This is a genomic window from Kribbella speibonae, from assembly GCF_004331375.1.
Taxonomy (GTDB): domain Bacteria; phylum Actinomycetota; class Actinomycetes; order Propionibacteriales; family Kribbellaceae; genus Kribbella; species Kribbella sindirgiensis.
Genome location: NZ_SJKC01000002.1, coordinates 886,820 through 901,514 on the forward strand (window position 1 = coordinate 886,820; position 14,695 = coordinate 901,514).

Genomic DNA, 14,695 nt, shown 5'->3' on the forward strand with positions numbered 1-14,695 from the left:
AGCTCACTCTAGAGTGCGCGTGGCGGATGGCGGAGGACGCCCAGGAGGAAACGCGGGATCCCCAGCACGTAACGCTTCCAGAGCCGGCGCGGCTCCTTGTACAGCCGGTAGCTCCACTCCAGCCCGGCGCGCTGCATCCAGTACGGCGCGCGGTCCAGCCGGCCGGTATGGAAGTCGAACGCCGCTCCGACCCCGATCAGGATCGTCGCGTTCAGCCGGTCGCGGTGGTCGGCCATCCAGCGCTCCTGCTTCGGCGCACCGAGACCGACCCAGACGATGTCCGGCCGCGCCTCGTTCATCCGGGCGACCGTCTCCGCGTCCTCGGCGTCGGTGAGGGCACGGTACGGCGGGCATTCGACGCCGACGACCTTCAACGCCGGGTGCCGCTCCTGGAACCGCTCGCGCAGCTCGTCCGCCACACCCTCGGCGCCGCCGTAGAAGTACTGCGTCCAGCCGCGCTCCGCCGCCTCGGCCAGCACCCGCTCGAGCAGATCAGGTCCCGCGACCCGGTCCATCTCCTCGAACCCGGCACGCTGACCGGCCCACACCAGCGGCATCCCGTCCGGAACGGTCAGACCCGACGTGTTGTACACATCGGTCAGCCGCTCGTCGGCGCGCGCGTGCAGCAACGCGTTCATGTCCGTGACGCACACCAGTTGCCGCGCACCCCGCTCGATCCAGCCCGCGAAGGTGCCGACCGTGTGGTCGAGGTTCGTCACGCTGACATGGATGCCGAGCACATCGACGCGGGCGGCGGTGGTGGGTTCGGCCTGGAGGTCGGTCATGAGTCCTCCCCCTTCAGTGCGGCGAGATCGGCGTCGACCATGATGCGTACGAGTTCGGGCACATGCACCTGCGCCTTCCAGCCGAGCTCGACGGCGGCCTTGGACGCGTCCCCGATCAGCGAGTCGACCTCGGTAGGACGCTCGTACCGCTGGTCGTAATCGACGTACTTCTCCCAATCGAGCCCGACATGCGCGAAGGAGAGCTGGACGAAGTCGCGGACCGAGTACGACGTACCGGTCGCGATCACGTAGTCGGCGGGAGCGTCGTGCTGCAGCATCCGCCACATGCCCTCGACGTACTCCGGGGCGTAACCCCAGTCCCGGCAGGCGTCCAGATTGCCCAGGTACAGGCGATCCTGGCGACCGGTCTTGATCGCCGCGACCGCCCGAGTGATCTTCCGCGTCACGAACGTCTCGCCGCGCCGCGGCGACTCGTGGTTGAACAGGATCCCGTTCACCGCGAACATGTCGTACGCCTCGCGGTAGTTCCGGGTCATCCAGTAGCCGTAGAGCTTCGCGGCGCCGTACGGCGATCGCGGGTGGAACGCGGTGTCCTCGTTCTGCGGGGGCGGGGTCGCGCCGAACATCTCCGACGACGACGCCTGGTAGAACCGGCAGTCCAGCCCGATCATCCGGATCGCCTCGAGCAGCCGCGTCGTCCCCATGCCGGTGGTGTCACCGGTGTACTCCGGCTCGTCGAAACTGACCCGCACATGCGACTGCGCGGCCAGGTGGTAGACCTCGGACGGCTGGATCGACGCGAGCAGCGTGACGAGTCGCGAACCGTCGGTCAGGTCGCCGTAGTGCAGGAACAGCCGCTTGTCCTGCGCGTGCGGGTCCTCGTACAGATGGTCGATCCGCTTGGTGTTGAAGGTGCTGGCGCGACGGATCAGGCCGTGCACCTCGTACCCCTTGGACAGCAGCAACTCGGCCAGGTACGACCCGTCCTGGCCGGTGATGCCGGTGATGAATGCTTTCTTCATGTGGCGTTCTCCACGTACCAGCGGTAGGTGGCGGCCACACCGTCTTCGAGGGAAATAGAAGGCTTCCAGCCGAGCGCCTGCAGCCTGCTCACGTCGAGCAGCTTGCGCGGAGTGCCGTCCGGCTTGGACAGATCGTTGCTCAGGACACCGGTGTAGCCGACCGTGCGGGCGACCAGTTCGGCCAGCTCGCGGATCGTCACGTCGGCGCCGACCCCGACGTTGATCGGCTCCGGCGCGTCGTACTGCTCCAGTAGGTGCAGGCACGCGTCGGCGAGATCGTCCACGTGCAGGAACTCGCGGCGCGGCGTACCGCTCCCCCACAACACGACCTCCGGCGCCTGGGCCTCGCGCGCCTCGTGGAACCGCCGGATCAACGCCGGCAGCACATGCGACGACGTCGGGTCGAAGTTGTCGTTCGGGCCGTACAGGTTGGTCGGCATCGCGGAGATCCAGCGCAGGCCGTACTGCCGGCGGACCGCCTGCACCTGCATGATGCCCGCGATCTTGGCGATCGCGTACGCGTCGTTGGTCGGCTCCAGCTCGCCGGTCAGCAGGCTCGACTCGCGGATCGGCTGCTCGGCGTACTTCGGGTAGATGCACGACGACCCGAGGAACAGCAGCCGCGGCGTCCGCACCTCCAGGGCCGCGTCCATCAGGTTCACCTGGATGCGCAGGTTGTCGCTGAGGAACTCGGTCGGGTGGTCGCGGTTCGCGAGGATGCCGCCGACCCGCGCCGCGGCGTCGATCACGACCGCCGGCCGGTGCTCGCGCAGGAACTCGAACGTCGCGGCGCGGTCCCGCAGATCCAGCTCGGACGACGAGGCGCCGATCAGATGCGTGTACCCGGCCGCGTCCAGCCGGCGCCACAGGGCCGAGCCGACCAGGCCGCGGTGCCCCGCGACGTACACCGGTGCATGAAGATCCATTCAGTACGCTCCCGCGCCGTAGAACACCGCGCGCACGGTCTTCCAGAGAATCAGCAGATCAAGGGTCATCGACCAGTTGTCGACGTACCGCAGGTCGAGACGGACCGACTCGTCCCAGGACAGGTCGCTGCGGCCGCTGACCTGCCACAGGCCCGTCATCCCGGGCTTCACCAGCATCCGCCGCGAGTCGTCGGCGGCGTACAGCGCGACTTCCTCGGCCAGCGGCGGCCGCGGGCCGACCAGCGACATGTCGCCGCGCAGCACGTTGAACAGTTGCGGCAGCTCGTCGAGCGAGAACCGGCGGATCCAGCGGCCGAGCGGAGTCATCCGCGGGTCGTTGCGCATCTTGAAGATCACGCCGTTGCCGTCGCTCAACGCGTACAGGTCGCTGAGCCGCTCCTCCGCGTCGACGTACATGCTGCGGAACTTGAGCATCTGGAACTCGGCGCCCGCGCGGCCGACCCGCTGCTGCCGGAACAGCACCGGACCGGAGCTGGACAGCTTCACCGCCAGCGCCAGGCCGATCAGCACCGGCGAGAGGACGGCAACGATGCCGAGGGCAACGATCCGGTCGAAGACCGCCTTCATCAGGTGCGGTCCGCCGCTGACCGACGGCCGCTCCAGATGCAGCAGGGACAGGCCGGCCACCGGCCGGACCGAGATCCGCGGACCGGCCACCTCGATGATGCCCGGGGAGACGATCAGCTCGATGCCGCGCTGTTCCAGCGCCCAGGACAGCCGGCGCAGCGACTGGCCGGCCAGCTCCGGGTCGGTCGCGATCGCGACCACCTCGACCGCGTGCCGGTCGGCGGCGGCCAGGATGTCCGGTTCGTCGAGCTCTTCGGGGTGCAGGGGTCCGTCGCCGTCCTCGCGCGGGCGGCAGGTCGCGACGACCCGGAACCCGTCGGTCGGGCGGCTCTCCAAGTGCTCACAAAGTGTCGCGGCCGGGCCACTGCGCCCGACCACGAGAACCCTGTGCATACAGCGGCCTCTGACCCGGTGCCGGTGCAGGTCCTTCCGCAACGCGTACCGCAGCAGCAGCGCGGCCACCACCATCACCGGGATCGCCAGCACCACAAAGCCCCGGGCGATCTCGGCCTTGGTCACGTACGACGTCATCGCGACCGCCGCGGTGAGTCCGACGCCTGCCCGCAGCAGCGACCGGAACTCGTCCGGCCCGGCCCCGTAGAACCGCGAGTCGTACCCCTTCGACAACCCGACCGCGGCCACCCAGGCGAGCGGCAGCACGCTGCTCACCACGAGGTAGCTGGGGCCGACGTGGTAACCGAACCGGGTCAGCAGAGCGATCGAGACACCGAGCATCGCGGCGAGCAGGTCGCCGCCGACAGCGGCCCAGCGGTACACGCCGACCCAGCGCGGCTCGGTCGAACGCGACGGCAGCGGAACGATCGCCGGAACCTCGTGCGGGACGACCCAGAGCGGCCGACGGCTGTCCACAGCGTCCGGCGCTTCTGCTCCGCTCACAGCGGCCTCTCGTTCCCTCCCGCAACGGCGCGGTCACTTACAGTGTCCGCCGCAGTCTGCAGTGTGTCCTTGTTAACCCGCGCGTCGACGTCGGGTCACCGAACATTACTACGCGCGCAGGTCCGCGGCGCGACCCACCCAACCGCCGGTGGAGAACTTGACGAGATCCTTATGTGACCCACAAACGACGCGGCTTGCCCTATCCTGAGCCGAGGGGAAATCGCTTGAAGTCTTTTATGGTGCTGTGCGACCTGGGGGGCCTGTCGCCTTGGAGAGTTCAGAGGGGGAAGAGGTCGTCGCCGACCTCTGCATCGTCGGTGCGGGACCCGCGGGGATCAGTATTGCAAGGGAACTGGCCGGCAGTGGAATCCGGGTCTGCCTGCTGGAGAGCGGGGGGCCGAACGTCGAGCGCCGCGCGCAATGGCCGAGCAGAGGCGAGATCGACGGCTATCCACTGCACCTGCTGGAGGAATCGAGGGTGCGGGCCTTCGGCGGAACGCTGCGGCATCCGCACCTCCTGGACGGCGGGTGGGCAGCTCGTCCGCTGGACCCGATCGACTTCGAGAGCCGGCCGGAGCGGCCGGAGTCCGGGTGGCCGTTCGATCGCGATCATCTGATTCCGTACTACGTCCGCGCCCAGCATGCCTGCGGACTGGCTCCTTACGATCTGGTCAACGGAGACCCCACCGCGGACGGCCGGCCCGCGCCGCCGGTTCAGGACATCGAACTCGAGAGCACGCTGTTCCAGTTCAGCGCAGCGGACTTTCAGGACGCCCTCCCACTGCTCACGAACTCGCCCAACGTGCACGTACTGCTGCGTTGCCGCGTCGCCGGCATCACGACCGATCCATCCGGTCGGCGCGTCGAATCGGTCACCGCCGTACGCGAAGACCGTAGCCGGGTGGTCGTGCGGCCCCGCTTGGTCGTGCTCGCCACGGGAGGGATCGAGAACGCCAGGCTGCTGCTGACCGCCGGCAGCGGCCACGGGCTGGGCAACGAGCACGATCTTGTCGGGCGTTACTTCGGCGAGCGAATGGCGCTGCCTGTCGGGCACGTCGTCCTGTCCGGTTCGAGGACGTTGGACGACGCGGCGTTCTTCTTCCGCCGCAACGACGCCACCGGTGCCCTCCGGATCGCCGAACGGATCCAGCGTGACAAGAACCTGCTGAACTGCGCCTTCTATCTCGTCCCTCGTCCGGCCGCGGCCGCGACACCCGCGATCCGGTCGCTTTCGACCCTGTACAAGGCGATCGGCAGGCGGCCCAGGGTCGAGGGGGTCGGCACGCACCTTCGCAACCTCGCCGAGGGCCTTCCCGATCTCGCAGACATGGCGCTGAGCTCGGTGGTGTCCCGCCCCCGCACACTGGTACTGCGCGCTCAAGGCGAGCATGCACCGAACAGGGACTCGCGAGTCTCACTCGGGTCTCGCCGCGACGACCTGGGAGTCCCGGTCGCACGGGTGACGTGGCGGCCGACGGCTCAGGACCAGGAATCCATCCGGACCTCGACCGGTATCCTCGACGCCGTCTTCCGGACCAGCGGATTCGGATACGTCAAGACCATGTTCGACGACGTTCCCGCGACACTTGTCGAAGGCAGCCATCATCACATGGGCACCACGCGGATGAACGTCGATCCGCAAAAGGGCGTGGTAGACGCCGACTCACGCGTGCACTCCGTGGCGAACCTCTACGTCGCCGGATCGTCGGTCTTCCCCACGTACGGTGCGTCCAATCCGACCCTGACGATCGTGGCGCTGTCTCTGCGTCTCGCCGACCATCTCCGCCGGGTACTCACGCACGGCATAGACTGACTCGTGGGGGTGGGGAATGTTCTCGGCCGGCAATCCACGAGCGGTCCGGGCGCGTACGGCCGCAGTGCCCGCACTCACAGCGACTCTGCGGTTTTCGGCCGCCATCGGGGCACTGCTTCTCGTCGTACCGGCACTGGTGTTCGCCGGCGACACCGGCCCTGGCCGGATCGACCGCTGGGTGCAGCAGCTGGTCGACGGTTCAGCCGCCGGTGGGTGGGATCTGGCCCATCGCGTGGACTGGCTCGGCGAGCCTGTCGGGCGGACAGTGATGGTCCTCGCAGTAGCCGCACTCTGCTTGGTCGCCAAGCGTCCTGCGCTGGCCGCCACGGCCGTGGTGGGCATCGGCGCCATCAGCGTGCTGACCACAGTCCTCAAGCCGATCGTGGATCGGCGCATTCACGACGGCTTCCTGTCGTATCCCAGCGGCCACGCCGCGGTGGTCACGGCAGCCGCGATGGTCGTGGGTCTGCTGCTGGCCGATCTGCTGCACGCCGGCGCGGTCACGGGAACGGCGATCGTGCTGGCCACCGTCGTCCTGGGCGGTGGGCTGACGGTCTGGGCGCAGATCGCGCTGACAGCCCACTACCCGACGGACGCTCTTGGCGGTTTCGGCTGTGCGCTGCTCGTGGTACCGCTGACAGCCGCAGCGATCGACCACCTGGTCAGGCTCAGAACGGTCCGGCCTACACGTAACGGCGGAACACCGGCTTGACGGGTCGTCCGCCGGTCCACCCCCTCGGGTCTCCGTCGTCGAGCGCCTTGCGGTACGTCGCGCACGCCGCGGCCACCACCTCGACCGTTCGCGAGATGTCCTCGTCGGTCAGGGCGCTGCTCACCACGAACGACGGTCCGATCACTCCACCGAGCAGCAGTTCACGCAGGAACAACGTGCGGTAGCTCTGCGAGGGCTGCAGGTTCTCGTCGAGCGTCGCGAACACCAGATTGCTGGCCCGGCCGCGGACCACGACATGGTCCTGGACGCCCGCCGCGGCCGCCACCTCGCGGACACCGGCCGAGAGCTTCTCCCCGAGATCGTGCAACCGGCCCGCGATTCCCTCCTCCGCGTAGACATCCATCACCGCGATGGCCGCGGCGAGCGCGTGGGTCTCGGCACCGTGCGTCGTGGACAGCAGGAAGACCCGTTCGTGGGTGTCCCGCAGACCCCCGCGTTCCATGAGTTCGCGGCGCCCTGCCAAAGCGGACACGGCGAACCCGTTGCCGAGTGCCTTGCCGAAGGTGGACAGGTCCGGCGTCACGCCGTACAAGCCTTGCGCGCCGGAGGCCGAGAAGCGGAAGCCGGTGATCATCTCGTCGAAGATCAGCAGCGCGCCGTAGCGGTGGGCAAGGTCGCGCAGGCCTTCGAGGTAGCCGGCCGGCGGATCGTGCTGGGTCGCGGCCTCGAGGATCAGGCACGCGATCTCGCCTTCGTGGCGGATCAGCAGTTCTTCGGTCGCGGCCAGATCGCCGTACGGGAACGCGACGGTCAGATCGCTGATCTGGTCGGGGATGCCCGCGGACATCGCGGTGCGGCTGATGAACCAGTCGTCGACCGAGAAGAACGCGTGGTCCGAGCAGATCGCGACCAGCGGGCGGCCGGTGACCGCGCGGGCCAGCCTGACCGCGGCAGTGGTCGCGTCCGAGCCGTTCTTGGCGAACTTCACCATCTCGGCGGTCGGCACCGCGGCGAGGAAACGCTCGGCCGCCTCCAGTTCGACGATACTCGGGCGGACGAAGTTGCTGCCGCGGTCGAGCTCGCGCCGGACCGCCTCGACGACCCTCGGGTGAGCGTGGCCGAGACTGACCGACCGGAGCCCGGAGCCGTACTCGATGTACTCGTTGCCGTCGACGTCCCAGACGTGTGCGCCCGCACCGTGCGAGATCACCGGCGCCATCTCGAACGGATACTGGTCGTCGCCCTTGGCGTAGGTGTGGGCGCCGCCGGGGATCAGATCGTGCAGCCGCTTGTTCGCCGCGACGGACTTCTCGAACGACTTCTCCTTCGGGTTGCTCATGACAACCTCGCAGTAGCCAGCGCCAGTGACGGTGCGGCCTTGTCCCGGTCGGACATCAGCGTGACCGGGAGCGGCCAGGGGATGTCCAGGTCCAGGTCGTCGTACCTGATCGACACGTCCTCGGCCGGGTCGTGGGCGCGGTCGATCCGGTACGACACGTCGGCCGGCTCGGTCAAGGCCTGGAAACCGTGCGCGCAACCGGCCGGCACATAGACCGTCACCTGGTTGTCGCCGGTCAGGTCGAAGACCTCGCGATTGCGGTACGTCGGTGAGCCCGGGCGCAGGTCGACGACCACATCGAACACCGCGCCGTACGAGCACCTGACGAGCTTGGCCTCGCCCGCTCCGGACCGGACGTGCATCCCGCGGACGACCCCGCGCCGGGAGCGCGAGATACTGTCCTGCACGAACCCGTCCGGGTCGAGCCCGGCGGCTGCCACCGCGTCGCGGTCGAACGTGCGCGAGAAGAACCCGCGCTCATCGATATGGGGCGTCGGCCGGAACAGCAGGGCCCCGGAGATCGCCGGCACTTCGATCACATCCATCGCTACTCCCCCTGATCAAGCGCGACGCGGGACGAGGTCTCCGCCCCGAACAACGCCGCGGACAGTACGTCGTACTGCTGGCCGAGCGACTCGAGATACTCGGCGTTCTTCGCCCGCAGGGCAGGCACCACGCTCGAGGCGCGAGTCTCGAGCGCGCGGAACTGGTCGATCAGCCGCTGTACGTCGAGATCCTGGATCGGCTGCCGGAACTCGGCCAGCCGCATCTGTTCCATCAAGGCGTCGCTCTTGGTCCCGTAGCTGATCGAGATGGTCGGCTTGGACAGTTTCAGCGCGGACACCACGTTGTGGTACCTCGACGCGACGACCACGTCGACCCCGGCCAGCTGGGTCATCAGTTCGCCGAGCGATTCGGCCGGCTCGCTGATCAGTTGCTTCCCGGCGGACTCCGGCCGGGTCCGCCGCAGGTCGTCGGACACTGCCTCGACGACCGACAGGTCGGACGGATCGCCGGTCACGAGCCGGATCCGGTAGCCGGCGTCGACGAGCCAGCGGGCGAACTCGACGATCCTCGCGGTGTACGTCGCGTAGATCTCGTCGGCCCGGTCCCGGTCCGCGTTCGTACCGCGGTAAGCCATCACTCCCAGGCCCACGGTCCGATGCCGGTCCTCGACGGGAACGGGCGCGGGCGCGGGCAGTGCGAAGGCCAGGTCCGGACGGACCTCGTCGCGGCTGGTGTCGACGCCCATCTGCCGCATCGCGTCCCTGGAGTACACATCCCGGTACGAGCGGTACGTCGCGAGCCGCGCGGCCCCGGTGAACAACCATCGCAGCGTTCGCTCACGGGCGATGTTCGCGCCCACGTTGACGAACGCGGTCTTCGCACCGGTCATCCTGGCCGACAGCGACATCAGGAACAGCGCGTACGGGAAGCCCCACGGGCGCAGCTCGAGCGTTGTCTCGAAAACCCCCATGCCCGGCACGATCACCACGTCGTACCCGCGGACCACCCGCGGCATTCGCACCAGGTCGGCCACCTTGCCGAACATCTTGCGCGCGACGTCGTCCGCCCTGGTCCGTCCGGGTCCGTGCTCCTGGTACCAGGTCATCGCGACCGCGGGGATGCCGTACTGCCGCTCGAACTCATCCGGTCCGGCGCAGATACAGCTGATCTCCGCCTCCGGATGCCTGGTCCCGACAAAGGCCAGCAGCGCGTCGAGCGACCCGTGGTTGCCGAGGTTGCCGGATCCCAGCAGGCCGAAGAAGGCAACGCGTGCCGGTGTGCCTGGAGAACTCATGTCTGCGAGACCTCCCCGTGCCCGACGACGCCCGAGCTCTCCGGGATCCTGGTCGGCGGTGTGGCCGGCTTGCTGTCCTCGATGCGGCCCGTCGAACGGCGGACCGCACGGCTGGCCATCCAGCGAGCCAGGTGGCCGTAGCACTCGCGGCGATCGGCCGACGAGAGCGGCGCCCGGCGGATGCCGCCGACGAAACCGTTCACGTATTCGCCGACCAGGCGGACCGTCGGGTGCCGCAGGCGGCTCGCCCGGCGGGGCTCCATGTTCGCGGAGCGGGAGCGGATCGTCGGCTTCGCCCGCTCGGCACGGTCGGGATGGTCCCGGCGGAAGAACAGCAACTCCGGCACCTGATGGAACCGGCCGTACAGGGCCAACTCGGCCATGATCGTGCGATCGGAGTGGTGGTAGCTGCCGTTCAGCGGCGTCCGGCGGAGGATGTCGGACCGCATCACCCCGTAGAAGTCGTCACCGCCGACGTCGAACAGCAAGCTGCGGAACCGGTCCGGAGCATGCGGGTTGGCGGTGTCGAGCGGATAGTCGACCTCGAGCACGATGTCGCCGTTGCCGTCGATGATCGCCTGATAGGCATGCGCGAGCACCAGGTGCGGATCGTCGTCGAGTGCTTCGATGCACCGTCCCAGCAGATCCTTGCCGTACAGGTCGTCGTACGACGCCCACTTGAACAGCTCGGTGCCGGACTGCTCGAAACACCAGTTGTGGTTCGGCGTGGCACCGATGTTCACCGGCTGGCGGTGGTAGCTGATCCGCGGGTCGCCGGCCACGTACTCCCGGCAGATCTCCTCGGTGCTGTCGGTCGAGGCGTTGTCGGAGATGATCAGCCGGTAGTCGCCGTAGCTCTGTCCCAGCAGCGCGTTCAGTGACTCGGCCAGGTATCTCTCGCCGTTGTAGACCGGGAGGCCGATGGTCAGCCGCGGTACCGCGTTCATGTGTTCCTCATTTCAGGTGTCTCCTGCACGGAGTCGAGCTCCGATTCCAACTGGACGCGCTCGCGGATTCCGGCGCGCAGCGTGACCCACCAGACGAACCCGGCGCAGAAAGTGGCGCAGGCCGCGCCCCAGGACGACCCGAGCGCACCGCCGATCGCGCCGCCGCTGACACCACCGACCAGGTAGAACGCCGACGCGCAGAGTTGGGCCTTCAGGCTGCGCCGGGCGATGCCCAGCGCGCGCAGACCTGCTGCCGCGCCGGTATTGAAGCCCGCGAACGTCACCGACAGGGTTGCCGGAAGCACCAAGGCCGCAGCGGTCAGCCAGACCTCACCCAGCAGCGCGCGCCCCCAGCTGTCCGGCAGCGCGACCAGCAGCAACAGTCCCCAGGCGAGCGCGGCGACCGCCTGCGCGCCGCCGAGCAGCAGGCAGAAGACCCACAGTCTCGGCGCCGCTCGCCGCAGGACACGGGCTGCTTCCGGCACCGCGACCAGGCCGATTCCGGACAACACGATGAAGAACGGCCCGAGGAGCATCTCCGCACCGCGGACGGTGCCGACAGCGGCGACACCCGCGAATGCTCCGAGACCGTACATCCGGAGCTGGTAGGCGCCGCTCAAGGTGACGTTCTCGGTCAGATACCGCAGGCTGAGGTCGCGGTGGTCACGCAGCCAGTGCCGCGCCCGCGTCACCCGGGGCAGGACACCGGCCTGCACGCCGCTCACCAGCGCGGCGAAGACTCCGGCGCCGCCCCAGGCGAGAACGAAGCTGGTCACACTGGCATCTTGTGACGCGAGGTACAGCAACGGAACGAGCGCCAGTGCCCAGGTCATGTCACTGACGAACGCCTTGCCGCCGTGCCCGGCCGCGAAGAATGCGAACCGCCAACTGTCCTGCAGCATCAGGCCGGGTAGCACGATCCCCAGAGCGACGAAGGCGGCTCCGATCCGGCCGCCGACTACCGCGCCGATGCCGGCCGAGATCGCGCCGGTCGTGAGCCCGACCACGATCGCCATCCCCGACGAACTCGCGACCGCCGTCCGCCAGGCCGGCCGATCGACACCGCTGAACCGCACGGCGAGCGGATCGGTCGCAAGGCCGCGCGAGATGTTGACCACCACGCCGTACGTCACCCACGCCAGGCTGAACGCGCCGAACTCGAGCGCGCCCAGCGATCGGGCGACGACGATGCCCACGACAAAGCTGACCAGGCTGGTCACTGCCTGGTCAGCCAGTCCCCAGGTGAGCCGGCGCAGGACGCCACGCATGGTCAGCGGCCCCTTTCGTGCGGCTCCGGGAGAGGGACGAGGTACGTCGTACCCCACCCGCCGTCGGCCTCCAGCTGGGCGATGATCTCGTCCGCGATGTCCCACGTGAGGACGAGGACGACGTCCGGCCGCGCGGCCTTCAGGTCCTCGACCGGACGGATCGGCACCATGCAGCCACCGGGGATCCGGCGGCCGTGCTTACCGGGCGCGAGGTCGACCGTGAACGGCAGCAGGTCCGTCGTCACCTTGCTGAGGTCAAGGAGCACCGGCGCCTTGGAAGGAGCGCCGTACCCGACGACGGTGCGTCCGGCCGCCTTGTGCCGGGCCAGCTCGTCGTGCAGGGCGCCGGCCGCGTGCCACGCGGCCTCCTGCAGGCTGCCGAGCTGTACCTCGTCGGCGATGCCCGCGGCGTCCTCGTCCTCCAGCACCACGTCGACCGACGCGTCCGGTTTCGCATCGGCCGTGTGCCGGAGCATCACCATCAGGCTGCCGCCGAACATGTCGACCTGCTTGACCGACTCGACCGCCAGACCATGCAGGGCGACGAGGTTCCGCAGTGCACGCAGCGAGACGTAGGCCCAGTGCCCGTGGCGGATCGTGTCGAACTGGTTCCCGATGAACAACGGCAACAGGTGGTGGAACTCCATCACCAGCAGGCCGCCCGGTGCCAGCCGTTGCGCCCGCAGCCTCAGCGAGTCGCCGTACTGCGGCTCGTGCACGATCCCGTGCACATCGATCACCAGATCCGCCCGCTCACCGTTCCCGACGGGCCTGCAGCCCGCGGCGGACAGGTGCTCGAGCCACGAGCCGCCATGGGGGCTCGTGAACTCGAACACGGTTCCGTTGCTCAGTTCCGGATGCTCGCTGAGGATCTCCTTGACCGACTCCTCCGCGTGCGCCCGGCTGGTCGCCGACTCGACCGCCAACGGCTCCTCGGCGATCTGCGCCGCGACCGGACCGAGCTGGACCAAGGTGCAGACCCGGCACAGCCACAGCGCAAGCGGCCAACGCGGGTCCGGACCGGGTGTGTCCGCGAGCGGGAACAGGTCGGCGCACGGCTGCGGCCCCAGATCGACCACCGGTACGACGTTCTCCGCCGCGCATCCCCGACACTTGAAGCTCACTTCTGCTTTTGAATTCAACAGAGTCCCCTGATTCACCATGTCAGCGTGGCCTTGGCCGTCGTGAACGCCTCGGCGTACGGCGCTCGGCACTCCATCCCGCGCAGCCGGGCCAGTCCGGCGAACACCTCTTCGTCGAACCAGTCGTGCGGGACCTGGGACGGGTACGCCTTGTGCAGCAGCGCCACCTTCTCGCGCAGCTGTTCCTCGGTGAGTTCGACGTACAGCCACGGCCGGCTGAGGTCGCCGTCCCACTTGGGGATCTCGTAGTGCAGCACCAGATGGTTGCGCCACACCGTCGGCGCCAGTTCCGCGATCAGCCGGTGGTCCTGGTGCGCGTCGTGCTTACTCGGCGCCAGCACCAGGTCGGGGCGCCTGCTCCCCCGAGCCGTTGCCTCGAGCAACTCCTTGGTCTCGTTCCAGTACGCCGGCAGCCGCCCGTCCGGGAGCTCGGCCGACGTCACGGTCACCTCGCACTCCGGCAGGAACAGCTCCGCCGCGCGGCGGGCCTCCTCCAGGCGCACCGGCGTACCGGTCGCGATCACGAACTCGGCGGTCAGCTCCGGCACCGACTCGGCCAGCTTCAGCAGCGTGCCGCCGCAGCCGATCTCGATGTCGTCCGGATGCGCGCCGAGGGCAACCAGGTGGACCGGCCCGTCGATCAGGCCGAGCTGGAACGGGAGCATCAGATCGCCACCACTACCGGCCCGTCGGCCGACACATCCGGCGTCCTGTCGAGGATCCGGCCGTTGGACCCGCGGGCCTCGTGGCTCCACAACGCCCACGGCTTCTTGCCGGACCGGTACAGCTCCTCGAGCTGGCTGCGTTCCTTCAGCGTGTCCATCGGCGCCCAGAACCCGTGGTGCGGGATCGCCTCCAGCTTGCGCATCGCGGACAGCCGCGGGAACGCGTCGCCGACCAGGTCCTCGTCCTCGTGCAGGACGTCGAAGATCTCCTTCTTGATCACGAAGTACCCACCGTTGATCCAGACGTTCAGATCGGCGGCCGAGCGCAGCCCGGTGATCCGCGACTCGTTGTCGAACTCGACCACGTGGAACGACGCCTGCGGCGGCACCGCGAGCAGGCTCGCCGTGATGTCACTGGTCATCACGTGGTCGACGATCTTGTCCATCGGCGCGTCGGTCAGCACGTCGCCGTAGTTCGCCAGGAACGCGTCGTCGTCCTCCAGGTACGGGCGGACCCGGCGCAGCCGCTCACCGATGCTGGTGTCGATCCCGGTGTCGACGAAGGTGATCTTCCACTCGCTGATGTCGGAGTCGAGCAGCTCGATGCGCTGCCCCCCTTTCGTCATCACGAAGTCGTTGGAGACCGTCTCCTCGTAGCGCAGGAAGTACTCCTTGACCGCGGACCCCCCGAAGCCCAGGCAGAGGATGAACTCGGTGTGGCCGAAGTGCGCGTAGTAGCGCATCACGTGCCACAGGACCGGCCGGTCGCCGATCGTCATCATCGGTTTCGGTGCGGAGTCCACGCCGCTGCGCATCCGCAGCCCGAACCCCCCGCAGAAGATCACGACCTTCATCTGACTTTCCTTCC

Annotated in this window: 14 protein-coding genes; 2 read left to right on the top strand and 12 right to left on the bottom strand. The window is 68.6% G+C overall.

The window, feature by feature from the left end; all coding sequences use genetic code 11:
• Positions 1–8 precede the first annotated feature (8 nt).
• Genes E0H92_RS17500 through E0H92_RS17515 form a run of 4 tightly spaced genes read right to left on the bottom strand, consistent with a single transcriptional unit; the run spans position 9 to position 4,179 of the window.
• Positions 9–785, bottom strand: a complete 777-nt coding sequence (locus E0H92_RS17500; protein ID WP_131496953.1) for a WecB/TagA/CpsF family glycosyltransferase — start codon at positions 783–785, stop codon at positions 9–11.
• Complete coding sequence (gene gmd, locus E0H92_RS17505; RefSeq protein ID WP_131462585.1) at positions 782–1,768, bottom strand: GDP-mannose 4,6-dehydratase; 987 nt, start codon at positions 1,766–1,768, stop codon at positions 782–784. Before gmd ends, E0H92_RS17500 begins: the two co-directional genes overlap by 4 nt.
• Positions 1,765–2,694: a GDP-L-fucose synthase family protein gene (locus E0H92_RS17510; protein WP_131462584.1), complete on the bottom strand. Its 930-nt coding sequence runs from the start codon at positions 2,692–2,694 to the stop codon at positions 1,765–1,767. Before E0H92_RS17510 ends, gmd begins: the two co-directional genes overlap by 4 nt.
• Positions 2,695–4,179 (bottom strand): sugar transferase, encoded by a 1,485-nt coding sequence (locus tag E0H92_RS17515; RefSeq protein ID WP_131496954.1) that lies wholly within the window; start codon positions 4,177–4,179, stop codon positions 2,695–2,697.
• Between the two features lie 268 nt (positions 4,180–4,447).
• On the opposite strand from E0H92_RS17515, the gene E0H92_RS17520 reads away from it, so the two are divergent.
• Complete coding sequence (locus E0H92_RS17520; protein ID WP_165549817.1) at positions 4,448–5,992, top strand: GMC oxidoreductase; 1,545 nt, start codon at positions 4,448–4,450, stop codon at positions 5,990–5,992.
• A 16-nt stretch (positions 5,993–6,008) separates the two neighbouring features.
• Positions 6,009–6,704 carry a phosphatase PAP2 family protein gene (locus E0H92_RS17525; protein WP_131496956.1) on the top strand — a complete coding sequence of 232 codons (696 nt, stop codon included), beginning with the start codon at positions 6,009–6,011 and terminating at the stop codon, positions 6,702–6,704.
• On the opposite strand, the gene E0H92_RS17530 is transcribed toward E0H92_RS17525, so the two are convergent.
• From E0H92_RS17530 to E0H92_RS17565, 8 genes are read right to left on the bottom strand one after another with little or no spacing between them, the layout of a single operon-like run.
• Complete coding sequence (locus E0H92_RS17530; protein ID WP_131496957.1) at positions 6,676–8,004, bottom strand: glutamate-1-semialdehyde 2,1-aminomutase; 1,329 nt, start codon at positions 8,002–8,004, stop codon at positions 6,676–6,678. The two genes, E0H92_RS17525 and E0H92_RS17530, sit on opposite strands and share 29 nt — an antisense overlap.
• Positions 8,001–8,549, bottom strand: a complete 549-nt coding sequence (locus E0H92_RS17535) for a dTDP-4-dehydrorhamnose 3,5-epimerase family protein (RefSeq protein ID WP_131496958.1) — start codon at positions 8,547–8,549, stop codon at positions 8,001–8,003. Before E0H92_RS17535 ends, E0H92_RS17530 begins: the two co-directional genes overlap by 4 nt.
• Before the next feature lie 2 nt (positions 8,550–8,551).
• Complete coding sequence (locus E0H92_RS17540) at positions 8,552–9,805, bottom strand: polysaccharide pyruvyl transferase family protein (RefSeq protein WP_131496959.1); 1,254 nt, start codon at positions 9,803–9,805, stop codon at positions 8,552–8,554.
• Positions 9,802–10,752, bottom strand: a complete 951-nt coding sequence (locus tag E0H92_RS17545) for a glycosyltransferase family 2 protein (RefSeq protein ID WP_131462577.1) — start codon at positions 10,750–10,752, stop codon at positions 9,802–9,804. The genes E0H92_RS17540 and E0H92_RS17545 overlap by 4 nt, the downstream gene beginning before the upstream one ends.
• Entirely contained in the window at positions 10,749–12,020 is a 1,272-nt protein-coding gene (locus tag E0H92_RS17550; protein WP_131496960.1) for an MATE family efflux transporter, read from the bottom strand. Before E0H92_RS17550 ends, E0H92_RS17545 begins: the two co-directional genes overlap by 4 nt.
• 2 nt (positions 12,021–12,022) lie before the next feature.
• A complete protein-coding gene (locus tag E0H92_RS17555) occupies positions 12,023–13,144 on the bottom strand; it encodes a class I SAM-dependent methyltransferase (RefSeq protein WP_165549818.1) in 1,122 nt (373 codons plus the stop codon).
• A 32-nt stretch (positions 13,145–13,176) separates the two neighbouring features.
• A complete protein-coding gene (locus E0H92_RS17560) occupies positions 13,177–13,827 on the bottom strand; it encodes a PIG-L deacetylase family protein (RefSeq protein ID WP_131462574.1) in 651 nt (216 codons plus the stop codon).
• Entirely contained in the window at positions 13,827–14,681 is an 855-nt protein-coding gene (locus tag E0H92_RS17565) for a sugar phosphate nucleotidyltransferase (RefSeq protein WP_202873672.1), read from the bottom strand. The genes E0H92_RS17560 and E0H92_RS17565 overlap by 1 nt, the downstream gene beginning before the upstream one ends.
• Between the last annotated feature and the right edge of the window lie 14 nt (positions 14,682–14,695).

Bases quoted from the DNA above. Each gene is read 5' to 3' on its own strand.
- E0H92_RS17500 (WP_131496953.1), bottom strand. From the start codon at position 785: ATGACCGACCTCCAGGCCGAACCCACCACCGCCGCCCGCGTCGATGTG.
- gmd (WP_131462585.1), bottom strand. From the start codon at position 1,768: ATGAAGAAAGCATTCATCACCGGCATCACCGGCCAGGACGGGTCGTAC.
- E0H92_RS17510 (WP_131462584.1), bottom strand. From the start codon at position 2,694: ATGGATCTTCATGCACCGGTGTACGTCGCGGGGCACCGCGGCCTGGTC.
- E0H92_RS17525 (WP_131496956.1), top strand. From the start codon at position 6,009: ATGTTCTCGGCCGGCAATCCACGAGCGGTCCGGGCGCGTACGGCCGCA.
- E0H92_RS17530 (WP_131496957.1), bottom strand. From the start codon at position 8,004: ATGAGCAACCCGAAGGAGAAGTCGTTCGAGAAGTCCGTCGCGGCGAAC.
- E0H92_RS17535 (WP_131496958.1), bottom strand. From the start codon at position 8,549: ATGGATGTGATCGAAGTGCCGGCGATCTCCGGGGCCCTGCTGTTCCGG.
- E0H92_RS17540 (WP_131496959.1), bottom strand. From the start codon at position 9,805: ATGAGTTCTCCAGGCACACCGGCACGCGTTGCCTTCTTCGGCCTGCTG.
- E0H92_RS17545 (WP_131462577.1), bottom strand. From the start codon at position 10,752: ATGAACGCGGTACCGCGGCTGACCATCGGCCTCCCGGTCTACAACGGC.
- E0H92_RS17550 (WP_131496960.1), bottom strand. From the start codon at position 12,020: ATGCGTGGCGTCCTGCGCCGGCTCACCTGGGGACTGGCTGACCAGGCA.
- E0H92_RS17560 (WP_131462574.1), bottom strand. From the start codon at position 13,827: ATGCTCCCGTTCCAGCTCGGCCTGATCGACGGGCCGGTCCACCTGGTT.
- E0H92_RS17565 (WP_202873672.1), bottom strand. From the start codon at position 14,681: ATGAAGGTCGTGATCTTCTGCGGGGGGTTCGGGCTGCGGATGCGCAGC.